Below are 22,288 nucleotides of genomic sequence, written 5' to 3'. Positions count from 1 at the left end.
GAATTTTGTAGATCTATAAAAAATACGGTTTTATAAAATTCATTGTAATGGGCCAAAGAATAACCCTGACGCCTTTAATTTGTATTATAGGTAGTCTTACCCCTTTTTACACTGGATAAAACAATATACTAAAGCTACTTGTAACTCATGGGTAGTGAATTCGAGTAGTCATGGCAATATAGACGAATCTGAAAGAAGCGCATTTTACAAAATTCTCTTTTCAAGAAGGGATGTAAGAAAAGATTTCATTAAAAAGAAAATATCAAACCAAACTTTGTATAAAATTTTGTTGGCAGCCCATCATGCACCTTCTGTTGGATACTCCCAGCCATGGGATTTTATATTGGTTCGGGATCTGGATAAACGGAGTCAAATAAAGAATTCGTTTTTGGATCAAAAATTGAAATCTATTCACTTACTAGATAATCAAAATGAAAAAAAACAAAAATATCTTGAATTAAAATTGGAGGGAATTTTGGAATCAGATTTAAACATCTGTGTAACTTATGATCATGCTAGATTTGGCCCTTTCGTAATAGGTCGGATGACAATTAAAGAAGCAGGTATCTATAGCGTTTGTTGTGCAATTCAAAATTTGTGGCTGGCTGCAAGGGCAGAAAATATTGGAGTTGGATGGGTAAGTATATTAAACAATCGAGATCTAAAGAAAATATTAAACATTCCTCAACACATAAAGCCTATCGCTTACTTGTGTTTGGGATATGTAAAAGAATTTGAACCTTTGCCTGATCTTGAAAAAAGCAATTGGGCTGAAAGAATGCCATTGACGCAAGTAGTAAATTTCGAGTGTTGGGGATTAAAAGATCCAGAAAACGACATTGATAAAATAAATCAACAGAAAATTTTCTGGTAATATAACTTTTTTCAAGCCTGCTTTGCGAACTACTGTTCTTTTTTTAACATTTTACTAGTTAAAACAAATATAAAATTAATGAAATAGTGCTAATTATTTAGTAACATTACTTTGACTTTTTATATTGAATTAGCAGTAATCCACATTGAGGAGGCTTTTTTATCCTTTTTGATTTTTGCAAATCAATTAAATTGATTTTGTCTTCAATTTATATATTGCGGATTATTTACATTTTTGATAAATATTGTAATTTCCATACCATAATTTACATAAATGAGATAAGAAGCTGAAAAAATTATGCCGGAGGCGGGATTTGAGCCCGCGACCTTTCGATTATGAGTCGAACGCTCTGACCAGGCTGAGCTACCCCGGCAAGCCCAGCCATTCTAGGTTATAAGCATATCATCTTAAAGTTATGTACAATATAATCTATCCTTTCCGAGGCGCAAAATTTTATGTTTTGTCATAAAGGGTTAAACATGAAAGATAGGTTAGTTGTTAATTCAACCTTCCCAAGAGCAACCTTAATCCTCTCCCATTATTGCTCTTTAATTAACATGCTAAATTTTGATTTATTAAGATTAAAAAAGACTAACAAAAACTGATGCATAAAAAAATAAACTCGTATAATCCAATTTAAATTATATATATCGGAAAGAGGGCGCTGTTAACTTAAGCGTCGTTCACCTCCTTGTTATGATAATCTGAAAACATATTCAACCAGTTACTTACGTGCTTCAACTTGCAATTCTTTATTCTACAGGGAAAATAATCATCAAAACTTTCCGTTCTGTCTTTTATGTATTGCATCTTTCTTTCAATCAGACTTTTCTCCAGAGAGGAATGAATGTGATGATCGAGAATTAAGAATCTACAGGCCAGTGGATACCAAGTACCTCCATCAGTCGAAACTGGATGAATTCCATGAATCTTGACTAAACCTGAAATGAATCTTTCAGCTACAAACATGTTTCTCTCCTTTGAGATAGTTAGTGCGAGGATCTGTTTGTTTTTTGGTTCGATAGCAATCCATAGCCAGATGTACTCTGATCCCACCTTCAACATGGTCTCATCTATTATATACTCTAGAACTCTTCTTCTAGTTGACTTCAGCTTTTGAGGCTTGTACTTTTGAATCCAATTCCACTTTTGGCAAAGAAAACGTGATTTCTCTTGTATATCTGAGATAATCTTTCCGAGGCTTTCCTTAAGGATAGGCCTGAAAAGTACAAATGCAACCCATAATATACATACTTTGAAGGCGTTCTGTTTCTAGTAAGCATAAAAGAAATGGAATGCTTTCAAGCTATAGGCTTATCGTTAACTGAACAGAGCCTTCTTGAAGGTCCACATAATTGCACGCCAAGCGTTCAAATATTTTTTGTGAGTAGCGGAATGGCAGATTCAAAGTCTGAAGTAATCTTTGCTTTCAGGTGCTCATTTGAATATAAGGTGATTAAGATACTCGAAATCCTTAATTATGCAATTTTAGAAGTCCGGTAATGTCTATTTACTGATAGATATTTTTTTGATTTTTATTGACTTGTATTATCTTAGGAGCAGTATCCGCAATGGGGTATTAAAGATTAATATCATTGTTCCTGTGGCAATCGAGGTCAAATAAATACCAATAAAGATATTGCTCCATACCATAGGATAAAATAAATACCACTAAGGTATTGTCGTATTTCTTATTGATAAAATACTATACAAGTTAGTTTAATGTCCTACTGGGAATTCTAAAAGACATATCAAAAGTCACACATTGAAATCAAAGATACAATCATTTAAAACATCTATACAACTATAAATCACTGCCATTCGAACAATAAAAGTTTCCAAAATGTAATTCTCTTAGTCTAGATCACGGCAACGGATTTTGGTAAAAGTTAACCATGTTTTAGGGAATTAGGAATCATTAGACGAGTTTTGAATCCTTCATATTGCTGATGGAAAACTAAAAAATATGGTGATATACTAAATTAAAACGTTTTATAAATCATAGTAAATGTGTTCGAGACAAAATAAATATTGATAATGCAGCTAAAATCATTTTATAATTTATTCTTAAGACCATAAACTTTGCAATTGTAAAAATCAAGAACATTGGAAGGAACGTTTTAATTAATGAAATGTGAATTCTTTATAAAAAGAGTTGGTTTTTGACATTCCCACAAAGTTTGCTGGAATTGAACTGAACAATCCCATCATTGTAGCATCAGGAATATTGGGTTTATCTCAAAGTATATTTAAAAGATTAGAAAAGATAGGCGTCGGTGCTATTGTCAGCAAATCAATCAGCATTAAACCGCGGGATGGTTATAGGAATCCCACCATAGTAGCATTAGGTAATAATAATTGGCTAAATGCTGTTGGATTGGCAAATCCTGGTGCAGAAGCTTTTGCCAAAGAAATTGCAAACAACTCTGTCCCTTTGTTTGTTAGTTTAGTAGGATCGAATGTTTCTGAATATATTCAAATTGTAGAAAAGATTAAAAATCACAACATTCTTGGCTTCGAACTCAATCTATCTTGTCCTCATGTAGAGAAGATGGGTATGGAGATTGGCGATGATCCAAAGCTGGTTTCTGACATAATAAGATCAATAAAGACCAAGACAAGTAAGCCATTATTTGTAAAGGTAGGTATAGGTAAGACTGACGTTATTCATATTGCAAAAACAGCAGAAAATTCTGGGGCTGATGGTGTAACCGCAATCAATACCATAAGAGCGATGAAGATTGATATAACAAATAGATGCCCTATTTTAGAAAACAAAATAGGTGGTTTATCAGGAATTGCTTTAAAATCTATTGGAGTAAGATGTGTTTATGAGCTTTATAAAAGCATCAAAATTCCTATCATTGGATGCGGGGGAATTCAAAATTATGAGGATGTTATTGAATATGTGATGGCGGGTGCTACAGCGGTTCAAGTTGGAAGCATGATAGGAACATACGGCATCAATTCAATTCAAAGACTTGCCAAGGATTTAAAGGTCTATCTTGAGGCAAAAAAATATGATTCGTTAAGGGAGTTGATAGGTGTTGCACATCGATAAGAACATTCTGCGGATTGTGAGGATAAAAAAAACTAGAGAGGAGACTCCTTCTGTTAAAACCTTAATCTTTGATGACTATCTTTCTCATAACGCTAAACCTGGCCAGTTTTTGATGGTCTGGATTCCACAAAAAGAGGAGATCCCACTAAGTGTCATGATATCTAATTCGCAAGGTGAAGCAGCGATAACAATAAGGAAGAAAGGGTTAGCATCTACTTCATTGTTTAATTTAGTGGAAGGAGAAACAATAGGCATTAGAGGACCCTATGGAAATTCGTTTTCAACCGACCCTGGTTTTAAACATAGGCTTCTGATTGGTGGCGGAACTGGCTTGGTTCCTTTGGTCAGACTTCTCAATCATACTAAAAATTCTGACATCTTTTCTACAATTATCGTTGGTGCGAGGTCAAAGAGTGAGTTATTTTTCATCGACTTGATTTCACATATTATGCAAGACAGGCAATTTGAACTTCTGATTGCAACAGATGATGGTTCTATAGGGTTTAAAGGATACCCCACTGAACTTTTAGATAATATCGTAGAAAAGGATCCCAAGATAGATATGGTATATACTTGCGGTCCGGAATTAATGATGAAAGGAGTATATGAAATTATTTCTAAAAAAACTATACAATTAGAGGCAAGTGTCGAGAGATATATGAAATGTGGAATAGGAATTTGCTCAAGCTGTAGTATAAATGATAAGCTTGTATGCGTAGACGGAACCGTTTTCAACAAAGGCCAAATATCAAAATTATCCGAATTTGGCCGCTTTTATAGAAACAAATCTGGAATACTTGATAGTTATTGACAGGCTCTTTAATGGGTTTATTATATGGAGAATATTTTTATATTCTAAATAGGGTTTTACTTTATATCAATTGACTTCCATTTCGATTTCTTCTGACGATAAATCTGAGCAAAACATTAAAAACAAAGAGAACCGAAAATGGAATACACTCTTTCATAACGGAGTCTGCTTTCCACCAATTTATCAGCCAAAGGGCTTAGAGTTCAGAATTAAAGGTGAAAGGATTACATTGGATGCGGATCAAGAAGAATTGGTATACGCATGGTCTAAGAAAAAGGATACACACTACGTGCATGATCCGGTTTTTCAACAAAATTTTATTCAGGATTTTAAAAAATTATTTCCTGATAATATTCGATCAAGGATAAACCAAATTTCTGATTTAGATTTTAGTAAATTCAATGAACTGGTCGATAAAGAAAAAGCAATTAAGGAAAAAGAGAAACAAAATTGGAGGGATTTGCCAAAAGATGTAAAGAAAAGAATATCTTTAGAAAAAAAAGTTGAAAAAGAAAGGTTAAAAAATTTTTATGGAAAAGCTTTCGTTGATGGTACTGAGGTAGATGTCGCAAACTGGCTCGTGGAACCTCCTGGCCTTTTTATGGGCAGAGGTCAGCATCCATTACGCGGTAGATGGAAACCAAGGGTTAGTCCACAAGATGTAATATTGAATTTAGGTGAAGAAGCGAGCGTTCCAGAGGGACCATGGCAAAAGATCATTCACGATCATACATCTACATGGCTAGCATCCTGGATCGAGACTTTGACTGGAAAGCGGAAATATGTTTGGCTTCATGATTCATCTTTGATTCGTCAAAATTACGATAAAGCAAAATATGACAAGGCATTGAACCTTGAGAAATACATCTTGAAAATAGAGAAGGAAATTATCCATAGGATGAGTTCTAGGGACCTTAATCAGAAAAAAATTGCTACGGTGTGTTTTCTCATCATAAAGTTAGCCATGAGGGTAGGAGATGAAAAAGATCCAGATGAGGCTGATACGGTAGGTGCGACCACTCTAAGAAAAGAACATTTGATCTTCAGAGAATTACCAAATGGGACTAAAACCATTGAATTTAATTTCTTAGGAAAAGATAGTGTCCCGTGGCAAAAATCGATTGAAGCTGATACCCCTGAAAAGATACTTTTATATGATAACCTCATGATGTTTGTCAAAAACAAAAATGCGACTGATCACATATTTGATAATATAAACTCTTTAAGAGTAAATACATTCTTAAGGAACATTGACTCAAAGAATGTTCCAGGTTTGACTGCGAAGGTTTTTAGGACTTATATTGCTACCAACGTAGTTAAACGATGGCTCAGGGATCCCCCGATCAAAGTTAACAAAGCATCAAGTGAGTTTGAGAAGACGTATGTAGCCAAATACGCGAATCTTCAAGCCGCGATTACTTGTAACCATAAAAAAGGAATTGATCCAAAAAATCCGAATTCAGTCCTTACTAATCAAAGATTTGAAGATTCTGTCCTAAAGAAGAAAGAGTCTATTTCAAAGTTAAAATCTGATCTAAGTTCCCGGAAATGGAAGACCGATAAGCAAAGGCAAAGATTACTTGAGAGAATTGAAAAACTAGAATTTCAGCTCAAATTGCAAAAAGATACTCGAGAATATAACCTGGGAACATCCCTTCGTAATTATATCGATCCACGTGTATTCAAGTCTTGGATGAATCTAGTTGAGTTGGATTGGAAAAAGATGTACACAGGTACATTACAGAGAAAATTTCTTTGGGTGGATTCAGTATCAAACAAAGAACTGAAATCTTTTTTTAACTTCCGATAGACTCGTGTTTTGGAGAGGTATATTGAAATGACAAGCAGGACTCCACATATCAGAGTTAAAGCCATTCTAAATAATAGTAATAATGAAATCCTTTTTATTATTGTGAATAAGAACGATCCATTTTCGATGATTAAGATTCCAGTAGGTGACGTACTTTATAACGAATCTGCAGAATCAACTGCTAAACGGATAATTGCTGAAAGTACCCCATATGAGATCGAACCTATAGCGATACTTGGGATTTATTCGGAATATGATGCGGGTGGAACTAATCATTTTGTCACTGCCGTTTTTATATGCATTGTTACTGAATTTAATGCAAAAATTCGAGGCATTAATTTAGATGTTAATTGGCTAAATTCTAAAAATCTCAGCAATGCTAACCTATATGATGATGATGTCAGAATACTTAAAGACTATAGAGATTGGCGAATACATAAGTCCACATATTGGACCTCCAAAATAATTTGAAATCAACTAACTAAGGTGAAAATGTCCTTATTGTTGCTATGGCTGATTCCGTGAGTTTTATGGTAAATGCCGCAGCATTGTCAGATTGAATTTTGGATATCTTTTCTAAAAAATTTGTCTTGTTTTTTCCTCTTTCAAACACACCTCCAGATTCTTTAATACAAAGCGGAAATCTTTGAATTTTCATACCCTTAGAAAATAAATAATCAATGAATTTAAGATAGTTTTTCGTATCAGAGTATTCCCAATTTTTTTCTTCACAAAGCATAATCCATACATCTATCGAGTTTTGGAAAAACGCTTTATCTCTTAATTGTTCTAAACTCAACAAGATTAATCTGTTTGAAAGGGATTTAAATTTTAGTTTTAAAGCAATTTGTCATTAATTTGATATTTCAAATTGAAATTAGGTGTAATACCCAGTGGTGAATAATCTCCTGTTGAACATGAGAAACACAATTCACTTTTCTTTAATCCAATTCCTTTTGCCAATGTCAAATTGTCATTATACAATACAGTATTGGCTCCAATTATTTTAGACACTTTGTTTCCGATACTTTCTAAATTAGTTTCATTCCTAGCAACCTGAAAAGCTATCAACTCCTCTTGTGAGGGAAAATCAATTCCGGCGTAACACGGATAGCTAATAGGTGGATAGGTAACCACCATAGAAATTTTTTTGGCTCCGGCACTTTTTACCGATTCTATGATTGCTCGAGAACTCGTACCTCTCACTATGCTGTCGTCAACTATTATTACATGCTTATTTTGAATAACTTCTCTAATAGGAAGTATGTTTTGATTAATTTCTTTACGATCTTCATTTAAAGGCTCTATAAAACTTCGCATAGAACCCTTCTTGCTATATCGATCCTTTAGTAACCCTTCTTCAAATGGTATTCCTAGCTTGAGTGAATACCCAAGCGCTGCCGGACGTGAAGAATCTGGAACTGGAATAACTACGTCAGCATCACTAATAGGATACTTTTCAGCTAAATATTCACCAATTTTTTTTCTGGCCAAGTAAATGTTTATTCCTTCCATGATAGAGCTTGGGTGGGCGAAATAAGTGAATTCAAAAGCGCAATGCGCGTGCTTTGTTGCATCAGCATATGTTTCGGATCGAATACCATTCTGATCAATTCTTATTAGCTCTCCTGGTTGAATGTCTCGCATCAAAATGGCCCCGAATGAGGAAAACGCACATGATTCGGATGCAATTATAAAAGTATTTGTATCCTTGTGGTGACCTAGAACCATTGGTCTAAAGCCCTTTGGGTCCCTCGCAGCATAAATTGTATTAGAATCAGTCAAAAATGTAAAGCAATAAGAACCTATCATCTCTTTTTTTAGTATAGTCATTGCACTCTTCATGTCGTCTTTGCTCTTTAAAATTTCAACCAACCTTTGAGCTGCCACCAAAGTGTCCGTCATATTCTGTGGAGTAAAGGTGCAACCTCCTACCAAATTAGAAAGTTGTTGAGCGTTTGTAATGGTACCGTTATGAGCTACACACAGGTCTTTTACCTTAAGTGGCTGGGCGTTTTCTAAAGAGCTCGAACCAAAGGTAGAATATCGAACATGGCCAATACCAATATTTGATGAATATTTTGTGATTATATTCTCAAACTCATTAGCGGATCGAGATACCAATCCAGTTTTCTTATATGGGATTTTTTTTGGGACAGCGATTCCCCAAGATTCCTGACCTCGATGCTGTAGCGATCGTAGGCAATCTATCAGATAGGGTATGACGTTAACCCCACCAAGCGAATATATGCCAACAACTCCGCAATTTTCATGAACCATTAGAAAATTATCCTTCGTCTTTCCTTCTTTTTAATATTTCATTTTACCAACCTATGTTATAAAAAACTCATCGGAATCATGTGCGTTTTCCTCATTCGGGGCCATTTTGATGCGAGACATTCAACCAGGAGAGCTAATAAGAATTTTTAAAAAAATATCAACTTTTCCCCTTAAATAATTCGTTTAAGCAATTGTTATAGATCTCAGTTACTTTGACCAAGTCTAAAATAATATTCTCTTTATCATTCGCTTTAATTATACATTCTTTTGTTGACTGGGTAATCCCAATGTTAGCAAAGGGTATGGCCATATTATCTAAGTAACTTGCCAATTTTAATGGATTCTTGGTTGTCAATAGGAAACGATTATGAGATTCGGAAAAAAGTAGGTAATCCAGCCGACTACATTCATTAGGGATTTTTGTAGTCGAAATATTAAACCCAATTTGCGACTGTATGGCCATTTCTAGCAATGAGATAACGAGACCCCCTTTTGAGCAATCATGAATTGCATTAATTAATCCATCTTGATTAACCAGCGATTTGATCACCTCTATAGTTTGTTTTAGAATGTCCAAATCTACTATTGGTACTTGACCGCCTGTAAGATTCAAGCAATATTCAAAGTATTCTGACCCGCCGAGGTCCTCCTTGGTAGTTCCGATTATGAAAATAAATTCATCTGGGCCAAATTTTCCACCTCTCATCTTTGTCTTAGAATTAATAATCCCAAGCATACCTATTACGGGGGATGGTTTTATGGAACCATTTGAAGTCTCATTATATAAGCTAACTTTGCCTCCAACTACAGGAATTTCCATAAAATTACAAAAATCCCTAATCGCGGTAATTGACTGAACAAATGTCCAAAAAACCTCCTTATTTTCGGGATTTCCAAACTGCAAATGATCAACTACCCCCAATGGTTTAGATCCACTACATGAAATATTTCTAAGTGATTCAGCAAGAATACCAAGTGTTCCATTATATGGATCCAAGTAACATTGCTTTGAGTTTCCATCCAAAGAAAAAGTAAGGTATTTCTCAGAATTCAATTTTACCACTGAGCTGTCAGATTCGCCTGGTTTTGTTACCGTACGAACTCCAACCTCGTGGTCAAATTGCTGATATACCCATTTTTTGCTGCATATGGAGGGATCAGAAAGCAATTGATAAATGCTGTTTTCATAATCATCAATTATGGCGGGAGATTTAAATGATTTTTTGATTTCCTTTAAGTAGGAAGGGTAATAAGTCTCTCTTTCTAAAAGTGGAGCATGGGCTATTAATTTTGCGGGCATTCTAGCTAATATGTTATTCTTTTTAGTAATGCATAACTCGCCATCATCTGTAACTTCACCAATTATTGCAAAAGTAATTTCATGCTTATTAAAAATTTCAAAAAATTTTTCTTTCATATTAGGATCAATAATGTATAGCATCCGTTCTTGTGATTCAGAGATCATTATTTGTATATCCGTAATATCAGAGAGATTTGTTGGAACCATAGATAAATCAATCATCATACCTTTGTTCAAATTGTCAGCAGTTTCTGATAGACAACAAGACAAACCTCCACCACCCAGATCCTTCATCGATTTAATGCAAGCACGATCTACTGCTTCCATTGTGGCTTCCATGAGGATCTTTTCCAAGAATGGATCTGGAATTTGAACTGCGCTTCGATTTTCCTCTTCCAAGTTTTTGGATGCAAATGATGCCCCATGAATTCCATCGATTCCTGTGGCGTTACCAGCCAATATAATCAGATCACCCTTTGAAGCAGTATTACCAATTATCTTATCCTTTTTTGAAAATCCTATTGATGCAACATCCACCAGACAGTACTCATTAAAAGACTCATCAAATTCAACCTCTCCACCAAGAGTTGGAACTCCCATGCAATTACCATAATCTGCGATTCCCCTCACTACATTCTTAAATAACCAGAGATTTTTTCCGCCATCCTTGGTTTTGGAATCGATATTTCCAAATCGAAGCGCGTTGTACAATGCTATGGGTCTGGTCCCCATCGAGAGTATATCTCTTAAAACACCCCCGACTCCAGTTGCGGCTCCTCCATATGGCTCAACAGCTGATGGATGATTATGACTCTCAATATGTATTGTTACTACTTCACCATCACCTACATCAATTACGCCTGCATCATATCCAGGTCCAACAATCAAACTTTTGCTTTGGGTTGGAAGTAACTTGATGTGTTTTTTGGATGACTTGTATGAACAATGCTCTGACCATTCAGCGCTAATTATGTTTAATTCGAGTTCATTTGGAGTCCTACCAAGATTATTCTTGAGGTATTTATATTCATTATCACTTAGTATTCCCATCTATTTCACCAAAAGGGTTATTTCAGATAATTGATTAAAGATTTAAATATCAATATTGATCTATTATCAAACCCTTCGGGAACAAGATCAGGATCGCTACCTCTCTCAGGGTGAGGCATCATACCCATTACGTTACCTTTTTTGTTGCATATCGCAGCGACTCTACTAAGTGAACCATTTGGATTGTCATCATTGTACTGCAGAACGATTTGATTATCTTCTTTTATCTCATTCATGATATTAGGTTCTGTTACGTACTTGCCTTCCCCATGTGCAATTGGTATCGATAATAAATTCTCCTTATCAAATAAATTTGTAAAAGGCGTTCTATTATTTGCAACAGTTACATTCACCCATTTACAAATGAACTCAAGAGAATCATTAAGAATAAGAGCACCTGGTAGTAATTGAGATTCCACAAGTATCTGAAAGCCATTGCAGATACCTAAGATTGGAACGTTATCTTCTGCTTTTTCTACAATTTTATTCATTATTTCACTATGAGCGGCGATTGCACCTGCCCGTAATCTATCACCATAGGTAAATCCACCGGGTATAATGATAGAATCAAAATTATCAACTGAGGATTTATACCAGATATATTCGACATCTACATTCAGCAAATTTTTAAGAACATAATAAACATCCCTCTCGCAATTGCTGCCAGGAAATACAGTTATTCCAATTTTAGCCAATACTTAGGTACTCCAGTGATATTTAATAAATTCGTATTCTCAATAATTTAATAATTGTGGGGGAATATGTTACTGTTTTACTAAAATTGCATTTACTACCCCATCCTGACCAGGTCTCGAAACTACTCTGGCTAAACCCAATTCAGTTTCCAAAATCGAACCCTTGGTAATAACACCCCTTCTTTCAAAATCCTTATTGGCTGGATTTTTCGATACCGTTATGATCTTTACTTTAGTTGTCTTTTTGCTTTCTTGATCGCTAACGTTGGCGTATTCAGCAAATTTAAAAGCAACTTTAATGTTATGACCTCTCACCCTACGGACAATATTCTTAGTCTCTCCTACAATAGGTTCGTTAGGATATCTATCAATTTCATACTTTCTTCTTGTTCGATTTGGAATTATTCTTCCACCAGTGAATTTCCTACCTGAAAGGTTCTCGATAGATTTACGCACATATAAAATTTAACGAATCGCTAATTAAGTGTTTTTCTTATCCAATTCTTTAGGATTTAATAGCAGGGTTTTCTTTAATGACTTTAAATCATTTATACCAAAATAACTATTAAATTTGCTTGTTGTGGTATATACCTTAATCCTGCCTGAACTCTTGAAGTTAATGAAATCTTCTTCCTGTAGTTCTTTCAAATGATGGTAAACTTTAGAACCCCTAATCTCAAGCAATCTACGTGTAGTTACAGGTTGTTCAAATGCTATGTATGAAAGCGTTTTAAGAACAGAATTAGAAATTTGAGGTTTGTTTGAGAACCTTTTTACTATTGGATTGTAGATGGGTTTGAGCTGGAATACATATGTGCCGTCTTCCAATTTTGCAATTTCTAATGCCTTGAAAACTACTTGAGTTTTATTGATTAATTCACTGAGTAATTTTTTTACTTTGTCTTTGGATTCGATCCCTGAAGCTCGAATAATTTCATCCAAAGATAAGGGGCGTCCTGAAGAGTAAAGAGCTGCTTCGATCCTTGCAATAATCTCATCATTAGGTAATCTTGCCATTTGAATTCAACTAACTGTTGACTTTAGTGTGACTATGATTTGTTCATATTCAATGTTACTATCTGGATATTTGAATTTGGAATTTATAGAATCTGGAACTAGGTTTTGTTGGATTTTTCTTACCGGCTCAGCAACTATATCTATTTTATCCTTCATGCAAAGATACAGCATCGCAATAAAATAACGCGATGCTTCAAGACTGTCGAGATCCTTTACCAGTTCGTTAAAGTTTATATGACTATTAATTTTCAAGTTAGTTAGTAACTTCATCTCAAATTCTTCTATAATTCGTTCAAATTTGATTAAATAGTCTTGAAAATTGACAACCTCTACAGGCTCAAGGCTAACCTGAGATTTTTTTATAACCGGTTTGGTTAAATCAGTGACCATATTTTCTAAAATAGACAAGAGTTCTTCAAGCGAGATTGGATACGTAACTTCTTTTCTAAACGGAAAGGAAAGGTTTGAGATTTCAGGAATGGGTATTTTCTCACTTGCTTCCTTCAAACCGGTACCATCATTATACTGTTGTTTGCTTGCAATCTTCTCTAATCGAAATATAGATTCAACTTTCAAACGATGTATTAAAGTTGAAGTGAGAATAGCTACACCACATAGTCGAAGGTCCTTGTATTTTGAGGTTGTAAGGGTAGAAAGAAGAATTTCTAAGAGTTTTACAATATCAATTTTCCAAACATCATCTTTCTCAATTAACGAAGGATTAAAAAGTAAATTTAATGGAGGTTTGGATATTTTCTGTCTGGTTGTTACCTGATAGTTATCTCCCTCTTCTCCAACCATTTTATGGTTTATGGAAATACCGCAATTTAATATATACGGTTAAAATTAAATCGTTTTAGAGGATAGCAAAAGATTGCTCCATGAAAAATTAAGAATAATAAATAGAATAGAAATCAAATCCAGATGAGGGGTTGCATTTCCTAATAGAATATTTAAGAAGAAAACCTAAACTTCTAATTATGCATTATTGGTATGGGTGCATCGACACTCCCAATTCAGACTATCCCGATGATTTTGATAAATTTAGGGTGGTAGTGGACAATATTAAGTTAATAAAGGATCTAGGCAATTTTATTCCCGACAAGTCATGGATGTTATATCTATTAGAGATTTTTAACGTTCAAAAACAACCAGCCGAATTGAATCTCATATGTCAATTCGACAATCAAAACTATTTTGAAGCCATATTTAGAGGAACAAACCAATATCGTTTTAGAAAAGTTATCCCTCAGATCGGAGGGTCTTACCGGCGAGAAATACGGTTTAAGGAGGATGAATCAATAATTCAATACTGTTTGCAAGATCTTGATACTAAAACAGTGGAAATTTATGATTTAATTGTGGACAAAAGGACATTTGTATATCAATTTAGTCAATGTTTTACAGGAGTAGAATGGTGGAATAAAATGCGTAACCTCCCCTATCAATTAAGATTTGAAGTTTTCGTGTCGAATTTAATGTATGGATACAATGATGATGCACTCGATCCAAATTCTATGACTTTTTTTCCGATAGGCAAAATTTTTGAGAATAAGGATGGAAATCCAGTATCTTATCCAATAACAATTGAAGGAATGGACCGTATTGACGGATGTATATGTTACAGTATTAAATAGTGTTTCATATCTTATAAGAGATCTCTATTAAATACGCAATAGGCTATTAGGAGGTACCTCAAGGTCACCAAAGATAGTGGGGTTAACGATTTTACAAAGAATCTCAATTCCAGTAATCAAACGTGGACTGGGTTTGCTAAAATATGACGAGTCTACTAGATAGATTTCATTATTCTTTACTGCCTTTAACGAATTCCAATTGATTTCGCGGAGACGTTTGTATTCAGCCAGGCTTCTCTCCAAATTGAACCCACATGGAGAAATTACTATCTTATCAGGATCTAAATTTGCAATAGTGTTTATTAATATCTGTACAGAGTCAGGACTGGGTGGTTTATTCAATGAATTTCCACCTGCTATCTCTATCATTCCAGGAATCCAATGGCCTGCTACAAAGAAAGGACTAATCCAATCAAGAAAGAGGACAGTCGGTTTACTGTAAATAGATTCATTCGATTTTTCTGAAGTCTTGATTGCTGATTCAAGCTCCTTTGTCCTACTTTCAATTGTATTTATCAATTTATATGCATTGTTCAAGTTCCCTATTTTTTTTCCTATTGTTTCTATACTTTTTAATACATCACTGAAGTTTTTAGGGTTAAGAATCAAATTCTCAGGTTCGTAACCAAGTATTTCAGAAGCTGATCTTGTCTCTCTTGTGTAAGGTGCACAAACTGAGCACGTATCTTGACTTATTATCATATCAGGTTTAATTTCTTGCATCAGTTTTTCGTTGATTCTAAAAATTGGAATGTTATGATTCAATAATTCCCTCACTTTGGAATCTATCTGGGATGCATTTAATTCATCAAAATTTATGCTTGGCTCAATTACTCTAGGTTTATCATTTACTTGTGACGGGAAGTTGCACTCATGAGTAACACCTTTAATGATGTCACCCAGATCTATTTCATATAAAATTTCTGTAGCACTGGGAAGAAATGATACAATTCGATGGAATTTAGATATGCTAAAAGGACCTCCAGAGTATTATAATTAGAATACCGAAACCAAATCTACTGGCTTTTATAAAGAATGTAGAGTCCTTTAAAAAAATCCATGGTAACCTTAGAGTTCAATTTGCTAACCCCTAGTGCCCTATCTATAAAAGTGTAAGGAATTTCCTTTATATTGATATCTCTACGTTTTACTAAGATCTCTAACAGCATTTTAAAACCAGAAGTATTGAACTCTAGGGCTCTGACAATATTTCTTTTTACTATAAAAAACCCTGACAAAGGATCTTTAACCTTTAGTCTGAAAATTAACTTTGAGAGATTTGTGGCAAATTTGCTATAAAAAATTCGTTTTGAACTCCAACCTATTATTTTTCCCCCTTTAATATATCTAGAAGCAATTACCAAATCAGTTTCTGAATTCTTTATCTCATTGACCAATGAAGTTAGAATTGTGGGTTGGTGGGAAAAATCTGCATCCATAACAATTAAATATTCTCCTATCGATGATTTAAAACCCTCGTAAATGGCAGATATCAAACCGGATTCTTCTTTCCTTTTGATAACTTTGATGTAAAATTGTTTATTTACAGTCGGATATATCAAAAAATATTCATGAGAACGAATCCCTATTCTCTCTCTAATACGAAAAACCTTGAATCTACCCTCCTTATCAAAAGCACTAATAATTGTTCCAACGGTGTTATCAGGAGAATTATCATCCACTACAACAAGTTCATAGAATCCAAATTGTTTCATAGCGACATTAATTTCGCCAATCAAATTGACAATGTTAAGAGATTCATTGAATGTCGGTATGATTATCGAAATAAGAGGTTCGTTACCAAGTTTCTTAATTAGATCCTCCTGCTTCTTTTGACAAATGACTGTTTCACTCAAATTAATCAACCCAAGATATATACTATCTAATTTTGTGCGCTATTATAAGCATATAAATGTATAAAAAGAGAAAAATTCAATACAGTTCCTGCATATGCCAATCCTGTTCAAACCCCAAATTTTTTGCGGATTCATCTGAATTTGAATCCCTTTACCATTTGATTTACTTGAGGTAAGACTGTAGAGTATTCATCAACACTTGCAGAAAAGACTAATAATGCATGTTTTTGTCCATTTTCAAATAAAAATTCTCTGACAAAGGTTGGTCCGATATTTGATTCGTAAGTGTAGGTTATCACTTTTATCATGCCTTGGCTATGTTTGATATTGATAATTGAAATGAGGTCAAGTGACCGTAGGTTTTTTTGAATATAATTAAGTTCTGAAAATAGCTCATTATTCAGGTTCAAAGTGATATTGCTATATGTTGAGTTGGTACGAATGCCTGAATTGGTAAGATAAATATCAATACGCTCTAGATAATGATCACCTGGGCCAGAAATAGGTGAAATTAGTGAGACTCTATTATTTTTTTGATCTACTCTCCATTCAGGTGGATATTGAATTTCGAATTCTTCTGGCAAAACAAAATTATTAAATTTTATGACTGGACTACTTGCGATTTTTGATTTGGATTGCGATATTTTAAAAGAATCTAATATCTGATTTACCAATGGATTGAAATATTGATAATAATCTGGCTTCGTAGCAAATGTCAAAATGTAAGTTTCCAATCCATCCTTTAACCAGATTTGCATCACCTGTATTTGTCTGTTATCCAAAAAGTGTGAATATAAAATACGCTCCCCTTGTTTCCCAGAAAAAATTACCGGCACTAAATCAATCAACTTAAACCCAGCCAGCTTTTTTTTGAGTAATTTTATTGCCTGGTCTGTATACTCAGTTAGATTGGTTTCGATATTGGATTTTTCGATTCCAATTGTAAATTTGCTTGAATAATCCAATGGGTTGTGTGGTGGATTTAGCCCCAAAAGAAGTGATCCGTCATTTCCACTCAAGGAATAGTCCTCAAGTTTCCAATCATTAGGAAAACTTATTAAAAAAGATTTGTTATTTTGCGTAATCACAGTGTCATAATTTATCCACGAGATTGCTTTTGCAGGGTCATTATTAAAAACAGTGTACAGGCTACTAAATACTGTGATAGTAACAATGGATAAAACACAATGATGGATTAAAAGAACTTTAAACATAAAGGATTATTTTATGGATTGTCATATAAATTAAAATTAACTGAATTATTGATTCGAAATCTGACTGCACTACAAAGTCGCTACCAGAAAATATTTAACTTGTTGAACGAAATTGTATCTTCTCCCCCCATCAACTAAAAACTCGTCAGTTTCGTTCCTCTTAAGCATTTCATTCTGGATTGATTTAAACTAACGTTCTTGATGCAGAGGTCTTATCATAATTTCATTTACATTCATATGACCCGGAGAATCTATGGCAAATTTGATGGCATCGGCAATATTTTGAGCTTCTAGAGGTTGCATCTTTTTTACCGATTCAATGAACCCATGCAGTGAGTTATCCGTAATTGTATTGTTTAATTCCGTGTCTACAACCCCTGGTTCAATACATGTGACTCGAATATTTGCCCGCTGACTGAGTTCTTGTCTGAGTCCTTCGCTGAAGGCAGTTACCGCGTGTTTCGTTGCGCAATAAACGCTTCCAGCAGGAAAAACTATCCTGCCTGCTATAGATGATATATTCACTATATGTCCTGATTTATTCGATAACATGTTAGGTACTACTGCAGCCGTTGCGTAAATTACTCCCTTTAAGTTCACATCAACCATCCTGTCCCATTCATCTATTTTCAGGTTTTTAAAGAAACTTAAAGGCATCAGTCCAGCGTTATTAATTAAAACATCGATTCGATCATGCTTCTCCAATGCAAATTCTGCAAACTTTTTACATTCATCCTTTTTAGTCACATCTAAACTAATAATCGAAATCTCACCGTTGTAGGATTGGATTTCTTTTTCTAAAATCCTTAATCTGTCAACCCTCCTGGCTCCAGCCACAATTTTTGCACCTGCTTTGGACAGAGTTACTGCAGTTGTAAATCCGATTCCACTACTTGCTCCAGTAATGAGGACAACTTTATCTTTTAACATATTAAATCCTATAATGGAGGCACATTTAACTATATTCAGTCTTCTAAATTACATATCTGCATAGAAAAAAAAAATAACAAAGTGATATTATACAAGAATCTAATACCTAATCTAGTCTTTTAGACCGACATTATTAATATCTACAAAAAATAAAAAATTATTTGGGTCCGTGGTAATCGGGTGGAAAAACATCCCTATCTACGGTTTCGATTGGTTCTCCTGTAGGAAGTGGAGCTTCTTTAGGTACTTCATATTCGAAAATTTCGGGGAAATCAATCTTCAATATTACATTCATACCTACTTGATAAATCAAAGACTTTGGAATATCAAATCTCTTGTTATTTTCTCCAAAGATTACAATCTTATCATCTGTTTCCTTTAACACATGACCAACATGATCTTCATTCTTTGCTCTTACCCCTTTGTTAAAAAGAGTGTTAGGATATTTCCCTTCATAGGTAGCAAGGTCAACCATGCGATCACCCTCATCCCATGGGTCTTCTCGGCCTGCTGGCAAAGGTGCATCCCTAGATACAGAATATTTTGCCAATTCATTATATTTGAGGCCAATTAACACATTGGCACCAACCTGCTGGATCTCAGCTATTGGAATATCATATCTTTCATTTTTTTCCCCAAATACTATAATCTTGTCTGGTGTTTCTCTTACGACATATCCAAGATTTGGTTCATCCAAGGCTTTGACTCCCTTATTGAAATATTTACCTGAGGTCATAATTTATCTCTGGCAAAATAGTATAAATAAACTTTTTACAATATTTAAATTTCTCAAATATTCTAATTAAAGATTTTATGACAATAGAGAGCACCAGAAAAAAGACATAAAAAAAACTTGATTCAGAATCTCAATTTTGGTTTTACAACGATATCATTCTAATTATCTATTCATAATCCTTCAAACTGGGTCGGTAACCGCAAAATCGGGTCCAGAGGGATAACATCCCAAATGGGATTAAATCCTTAGGTTAGAAGAAAGGTAATTTCTCAACGCTGAAAGTACTAGTTTTATAATCTTGTTAAACATTTAAGCTATTCTACCCTATTTCCAAAATGATAAGAAAATATTTACATGTGCAAGTATTTTTTAGTAAGTTAATTAATAAAGTAGAACTGGTGCTAGTTGCATTAATTGCCTTTTACTTATTTTAATGACAATCCTTCATTAAATTTCACGCGGAAGCTGAATAGAAAATTCCTGCTTCAGATAAATTTCCTTTCTCAAAATCTCAAGCGAAATCGCATATTATTATTCTTTATAACATTGAACATCTTCCATACAGTAAGTCCTTTTTCTAATTTCTCAGGAATGAAAAAAAAATATTATTGGATTGGTTCTATTTGTTTGAGTTTATTTTCTGCCAAGACTTTATTTAATATTGTCAAATCATACATTTTCAATAATTTATCATTCCAATCAAACGCCTTGATAATATAACCTAAATCTTTTGAATCCTCAGAAATCTTGAGTAATGAATCAGCTAATGGATTCCAAGTATATTCAATTCTTGACATGGCGTCAACAAGTTGATTTTCAGTTAAAGTCTTGCCCGTTATGTTCATCAAACCTTTGCTGAACGCAGAAGCTGCCATATTTGATTCATTTTGGCTATAGTGCGTTCCTGTGCTGTTTGAATTTGAAAGCATTTGTTTCAACCATATTGTTTCATTTACGTGAGCTTCAAGCAATTTCTTGATTACATCTGGATTGTGCTCCAAATAATCAGTTCTTACTATGATATTCGATGAAATAAATTCACCGCCTGGCCAGAGATCTCTCTCATCAACAAAGATTTCCCCATTTCCTTGATGTTTGAGAATTGCAACAATGGGTTCTGGGACCCAGGCTCCATCGATTTCTTTATTCTGAAATTTAGATATAATGTCAATAGGCTTCAAGTTGATTACCGTTATATTTCCACCATTTTTGATGGTGTTAAAACCATTATCAATCAAATACTTTCTTAATGCTACATCATGTATTCCGCCTAAATGCGGAGTCGCAAACACTTTTCCACCCAAATCAGATATAGCCTCTATTCCAGAATCATTTCTCACTACAAAAGAAGCCCCACCACTAGCAGCACCGGACACGATCCGAAATTCATTTTCTCCCAAAAGCATGAAACCTTGAATAATTGAGCTAGCGTCGACATATGCAGCATCAATTTTGCCAGCATAAAGTGCTTCAAGCATTGACTGCCCAGATGAAAAAAGTTGAGGTTGAAGACTAAATCCTTTAGAATCGCTCAAATTATTAAAAAAATTGTTGAAAGTGACTTTACCTATTCCAATAATGGCCTGAGCGTGATTTAAATTTGGAAAAAATCCTATCTTTAAAGAATCAGCTTTAGAATTAATTCCATCATCTTTGAAATTTGTATTAAATGCTTGCTGACCTGGCAATAATGATAAATACACAGTAGAATTAGAAGATATAATTACTGCTAATACAATTAACCCTGATATTCCTAATTTAATCTTGTAATCCATACTGCATCTTGATTGGTTTGATATCTAATAGTAATTAGGAATATGCAAAAAATGAAAAGTATATGCAATTTCTGCCAAATTAATATATCAAAAAATGGGATGTGTAGTTCATTCCGCAGCAAAATCACTTTTGCAAAGTGTTTGATTTGGATAACTTCACTTGAGGATTTATTATTCAAAGTTGATTTGAAGAATTGAGAAATACTTTAATATCTCAGGGAGTAGCTTACCCTGCAACTTTAGCAAGTAAAGTTGTACTGATAGACGTCAAAAATCTTCATCCAATGCAGGATGGGTTTTATTATCTGTGTTGCTTCCCGTTTACATCAGAGGATTTGATCCATCCTGCATTGATTTTCTAATCGATAGATATGAGAAGATCTCGTAATGAGATATAAGTATAAAGTTACACTCAAATTTGTTTTTTTTAATGAATAAGTCCAGCTTAAATGATAAACGAATCAATTTAAAAAAAGAACTAGAAAACGATTTAGCTAGAATTAGGGAATATTCATGTTAAAAAACTCTGGCACATTATCAGCTTGGTTATTAACGCCGTATGCAATTATTGAATAATCATCTCCATAGACCACTTCAACAGCAAATTCTGTTCCCTTTGGTATTTCGCTCTGATTAAATTCAAATATCTGTGTAACAGTTTGTCCTGCTGGAAAGGTTATACCGTTTGCGTTCTTTACAGCTCCAGTCGAGCTTGATATAACGTGTATCGAGCCAATCAAATTATTGTTTCCATTATTCGTAACAGCAACATTAACCTGATAAGGCTCAGGATCTGTACTAGTTTTTGGACCTTGTGCAGAAGCGACTCTGATAGTTGATATAGACGGCATTGCAAACCATGAAATAGTAAGCAACAACGTTACAACAAATAATGCCCCATATTTAGAGTTCATAATTCTAATATTTCGATATACTGTTGACCTAAAAACCTTTAGATATAAAACCTGTGCAAGGATAAAAAAAAGATTGTTTTACAATAGGAGAAAAAGAATGAATAGTTGATCAAGGGATTGCTATCAAACCGTTATTTAAGAATGTTATTAGTCAGGGATTAAAGAGGTTACAAAAATAGCGTAAATCTACTTACCGTAGTAAATAAAAAGGGATAGATATCAAGTTCACCTTACAATATTGGAACTCACAAATAAATGATATCTCACCCCAAACAATAAAAGTAGCAAGACAGACTACTCATTCGACTTTGAATGTTTTTTTGAAACA

Annotated in this window: 22 protein-coding genes and 1 tRNA gene; 6 read left to right on the top strand and 17 right to left on the bottom strand. The window is 34.2% G+C overall.

Going from position 1 to position 22,288, the window contains the following annotated elements:
* The first annotated feature begins 154 nt into the window (after nucleotides 1–154).
* Nucleotides 155–874: a 5,6-dimethylbenzimidazole synthase gene (gene bluB / locus F1Z66_RS13370; RefSeq protein WP_201448631.1), complete on the top strand. Its 720-nt coding sequence runs from the start codon at nucleotides 155–157 to the stop codon at nucleotides 872–874.
* 298 nt (nucleotides 875–1,172) lie between these two features.
* Here the strand turns inward: bluB and F1Z66_RS13365 are convergent.
* The 3 genes from F1Z66_RS13365 to F1Z66_RS15700 all read right to left on the bottom strand — a co-directional run bounded on the left by F1Z66_RS13365 (nucleotide 1,173) and on the right by F1Z66_RS15700 (nucleotide 2,157).
* A tRNA-Met gene (locus tag F1Z66_RS13365) sits at nucleotides 1,173–1,247 on the bottom strand.
* A 299-nt stretch (nucleotides 1,248–1,546) separates the two neighbouring features.
* The gene (locus F1Z66_RS13360) at nucleotides 1,547–1,951 is read right to left on the bottom strand and encodes a DDE-type integrase/transposase/recombinase (RefSeq protein WP_255437931.1); all 405 of its coding nucleotides are present in this window, start codon (nucleotides 1,949–1,951) and stop codon (nucleotides 1,547–1,549) included.
* Between the two features lie 32 nt (nucleotides 1,952–1,983).
* Complete coding sequence (locus F1Z66_RS15700; protein ID WP_154670574.1) at nucleotides 1,984–2,157, bottom strand: hypothetical protein; 174 nt, start codon at nucleotides 2,155–2,157, stop codon at nucleotides 1,984–1,986.
* A gap of 872 nt (nucleotides 2,158–3,029) precedes the next feature.
* On the opposite strand from F1Z66_RS15700, the gene F1Z66_RS13355 reads away from it, so the two are divergent.
* From F1Z66_RS13355 to F1Z66_RS13340, 4 genes are all read left to right on the top strand, one after another.
* Nucleotides 3,030–3,935: a dihydroorotate dehydrogenase gene (locus F1Z66_RS13355; protein ID WP_149864128.1), complete on the top strand. Its 906-nt coding sequence runs from the start codon at nucleotides 3,030–3,032 to the stop codon at nucleotides 3,933–3,935.
* Entirely contained in the window at nucleotides 3,919–4,746 is an 828-nt protein-coding gene (locus F1Z66_RS13350; protein ID WP_201448632.1) for a dihydroorotate dehydrogenase electron transfer subunit, read from the top strand. The genes F1Z66_RS13355 and F1Z66_RS13350 overlap by 17 nt, the downstream gene beginning before the upstream one ends.
* A gap of 70 nt (nucleotides 4,747–4,816) precedes the next feature.
* Nucleotides 4,817–6,556, top strand: a complete 1,740-nt coding sequence (locus F1Z66_RS13345; RefSeq protein ID WP_230207568.1) for a DNA topoisomerase I — start codon at nucleotides 4,817–4,819, stop codon at nucleotides 6,554–6,556.
* A 27-nt stretch (nucleotides 6,557–6,583) separates the two neighbouring features.
* Nucleotides 6,584–7,027, top strand: coding sequence for an NUDIX hydrolase (locus tag F1Z66_RS13340; protein ID WP_149864127.1), 444 nt, complete (start codon nucleotides 6,584–6,586; stop codon nucleotides 7,025–7,027).
* 10 nt (nucleotides 7,028–7,037) lie between these two features.
* On the opposite strand, the gene F1Z66_RS13335 is transcribed toward F1Z66_RS13340, so the two are convergent.
* The 7 genes from F1Z66_RS13335 to F1Z66_RS13305 all read right to left on the bottom strand — a co-directional run bounded on the left by F1Z66_RS13335 (nucleotide 7,038) and on the right by F1Z66_RS13305 (nucleotide 13,699).
* Complete coding sequence (locus F1Z66_RS13335) at nucleotides 7,038–7,355, bottom strand: hypothetical protein (protein WP_149864126.1); 318 nt, start codon at nucleotides 7,353–7,355, stop codon at nucleotides 7,038–7,040.
* A gap of 38 nt (nucleotides 7,356–7,393) precedes the next feature.
* The gene (locus F1Z66_RS13330; RefSeq protein ID WP_149864125.1) at nucleotides 7,394–8,836 is read right to left on the bottom strand and encodes an amidophosphoribosyltransferase; all 1,443 of its coding nucleotides are present in this window, start codon (nucleotides 8,834–8,836) and stop codon (nucleotides 7,394–7,396) included.
* Between the two features lie 157 nt (nucleotides 8,837–8,993).
* Nucleotides 8,994–11,186: a phosphoribosylformylglycinamidine synthase subunit PurL gene (gene purL, locus F1Z66_RS13325; protein WP_149864124.1), complete on the bottom strand. Its 2,193-nt coding sequence runs from the start codon at nucleotides 11,184–11,186 to the stop codon at nucleotides 8,994–8,996.
* 17 nt (nucleotides 11,187–11,203) lie between these two features.
* Entirely contained in the window at nucleotides 11,204–11,881 is a 678-nt protein-coding gene (gene purQ / locus F1Z66_RS13320) for a phosphoribosylformylglycinamidine synthase subunit PurQ (protein ID WP_149864123.1), read from the bottom strand.
* Nucleotides 11,882–11,950: 69 nt separating this feature from the next.
* Nucleotides 11,951–12,337, bottom strand: coding sequence for a 30S ribosomal protein S8e (locus F1Z66_RS13315; RefSeq protein ID WP_149864122.1), 387 nt, complete (start codon nucleotides 12,335–12,337; stop codon nucleotides 11,951–11,953).
* A 24-nt stretch (nucleotides 12,338–12,361) separates the two neighbouring features.
* On the bottom strand, nucleotides 12,362–12,898 hold the full coding sequence (gene scpB, locus F1Z66_RS13310) for an SMC-Scp complex subunit ScpB (RefSeq protein WP_149864121.1): 537 nt from the start codon (nucleotides 12,896–12,898) through the stop codon (nucleotides 12,362–12,364).
* A gap of 6 nt (nucleotides 12,899–12,904) precedes the next feature.
* Nucleotides 12,905–13,699, bottom strand: a complete 795-nt coding sequence (locus F1Z66_RS13305; RefSeq protein WP_149864120.1) for a hypothetical protein — start codon at nucleotides 13,697–13,699, stop codon at nucleotides 12,905–12,907.
* Between the two features lie 131 nt (nucleotides 13,700–13,830).
* On the opposite strand from F1Z66_RS13305, the gene F1Z66_RS13300 reads away from it, so the two are divergent.
* Nucleotides 13,831–14,535: a hypothetical protein gene (locus F1Z66_RS13300; RefSeq protein WP_149864119.1), complete on the top strand. Its 705-nt coding sequence runs from the start codon at nucleotides 13,831–13,833 to the stop codon at nucleotides 14,533–14,535.
* 27 nt (nucleotides 14,536–14,562) lie between these two features.
* On the opposite strand, the gene F1Z66_RS13295 is transcribed toward F1Z66_RS13300, so the two are convergent.
* The 7 genes from F1Z66_RS13295 to F1Z66_RS13265 all read right to left on the bottom strand — a co-directional run bounded on the left by F1Z66_RS13295 (nucleotide 14,563) and on the right by F1Z66_RS13265 (nucleotide 21,960).
* Nucleotides 14,563–15,486 (bottom strand): ABC transporter substrate-binding protein, encoded by a 924-nt coding sequence (locus tag F1Z66_RS13295; RefSeq protein ID WP_255437930.1) that lies wholly within the window; start codon nucleotides 15,484–15,486, stop codon nucleotides 14,563–14,565.
* A gap of 65 nt (nucleotides 15,487–15,551) precedes the next feature.
* Nucleotides 15,552–16,391 carry a polyprenol monophosphomannose synthase gene (locus tag F1Z66_RS13290; RefSeq protein ID WP_149864117.1) on the bottom strand — a complete coding sequence of 280 codons (840 nt, stop codon included), beginning with the start codon at nucleotides 16,389–16,391 and terminating at the stop codon, nucleotides 15,552–15,554.
* Nucleotides 16,392–16,522: 131 nt separating this feature from the next.
* Entirely contained in the window at nucleotides 16,523–17,605 is a 1,083-nt protein-coding gene (locus F1Z66_RS13285; RefSeq protein WP_149864116.1) for a DcrB-related protein, read from the bottom strand.
* Nucleotides 17,606–17,794: 189 nt separating this feature from the next.
* A complete protein-coding gene (locus tag F1Z66_RS13280) occupies nucleotides 17,795–18,535 on the bottom strand; it encodes an SDR family oxidoreductase (protein ID WP_149864115.1) in 741 nt (246 codons plus the stop codon).
* 157 nt (nucleotides 18,536–18,692) lie between these two features.
* Nucleotides 18,693–19,271, bottom strand: a complete 579-nt coding sequence (locus F1Z66_RS13275; RefSeq protein ID WP_149864114.1) for a hypothetical protein — start codon at nucleotides 19,269–19,271, stop codon at nucleotides 18,693–18,695.
* 605 nt (nucleotides 19,272–19,876) lie between these two features.
* Complete coding sequence (locus F1Z66_RS13270; RefSeq protein WP_149864113.1) at nucleotides 19,877–21,046, bottom strand: ABC transporter substrate-binding protein; 1,170 nt, start codon at nucleotides 21,044–21,046, stop codon at nucleotides 19,877–19,879.
* 500 nt (nucleotides 21,047–21,546) lie between these two features.
* On the bottom strand, nucleotides 21,547–21,960 hold the full coding sequence (locus F1Z66_RS13265; protein WP_149864112.1) for a hypothetical protein: 414 nt from the start codon (nucleotides 21,958–21,960) through the stop codon (nucleotides 21,547–21,549).
* Between the last annotated feature and the right edge of the window lie 328 nt (nucleotides 21,961–22,288).

This window comes from Candidatus Nitrosocosmicus agrestis, from assembly GCF_008389435.1.
Taxonomy (GTDB): Archaea; Thermoproteota; Nitrososphaeria; order Nitrososphaerales; family Nitrososphaeraceae; genus Nitrosocosmicus; species Nitrosocosmicus agrestis.
This window is presented reverse-complemented; position numbering and strand designations above follow the sequence as displayed.

Coding starts and splice junctions, on each gene's coding strand:
- F1Z66_RS15700 (WP_154670574.1), bottom strand. CDS start 2,157: ATGCTTACTAGAAACAGAACGCCTTCAAAGTATGTATATTATGGGTTG.
- F1Z66_RS13340 (WP_149864127.1), top strand. CDS start 6,584: ATGACAAGCAGGACTCCACATATCAGAGTTAAAGCCATTCTAAATAAT.
- F1Z66_RS13330 (WP_149864125.1), bottom strand. CDS start 8,836: ATGGTTCATGAAAATTGCGGAGTTGTTGGCATATATTCGCTTGGTGGG.
- purL (WP_149864124.1), bottom strand. CDS start 11,186: ATGGGAATACTAAGTGATAATGAATATAAATACCTCAAGAATAATCTT.
- scpB (WP_149864121.1), bottom strand. CDS start 12,898: ATGGCAAGATTACCTAATGATGAGATTATTGCAAGGATCGAAGCAGCT.
- F1Z66_RS13305 (WP_149864120.1), bottom strand. CDS start 13,699: ATGGTTGGAGAAGAGGGAGATAACTATCAGGTAACAACCAGACAGAAA.
- F1Z66_RS13285 (WP_149864116.1), bottom strand. CDS start 17,605: ATGTTTAAAGTTCTTTTAATCCATCATTGTGTTTTATCCATTGTTACT.
- F1Z66_RS13280 (WP_149864115.1), bottom strand. CDS start 18,535: ATGTTAAAAGATAAAGTTGTCCTCATTACTGGAGCAAGTAGTGGAATC.
- F1Z66_RS13275 (WP_149864114.1), bottom strand. CDS start 19,271: ATGACCTCAGGTAAATATTTCAATAAGGGAGTCAAAGCCTTGGATGAA.
- F1Z66_RS13270 (WP_149864113.1), bottom strand. CDS start 21,046: ATGGATTACAAGATTAAATTAGGAATATCAGGGTTAATTGTATTAGCA.
- F1Z66_RS13265 (WP_149864112.1), bottom strand. CDS start 21,960: ATGAACTCTAAATATGGGGCATTATTTGTTGTAACGTTGTTGCTTACT.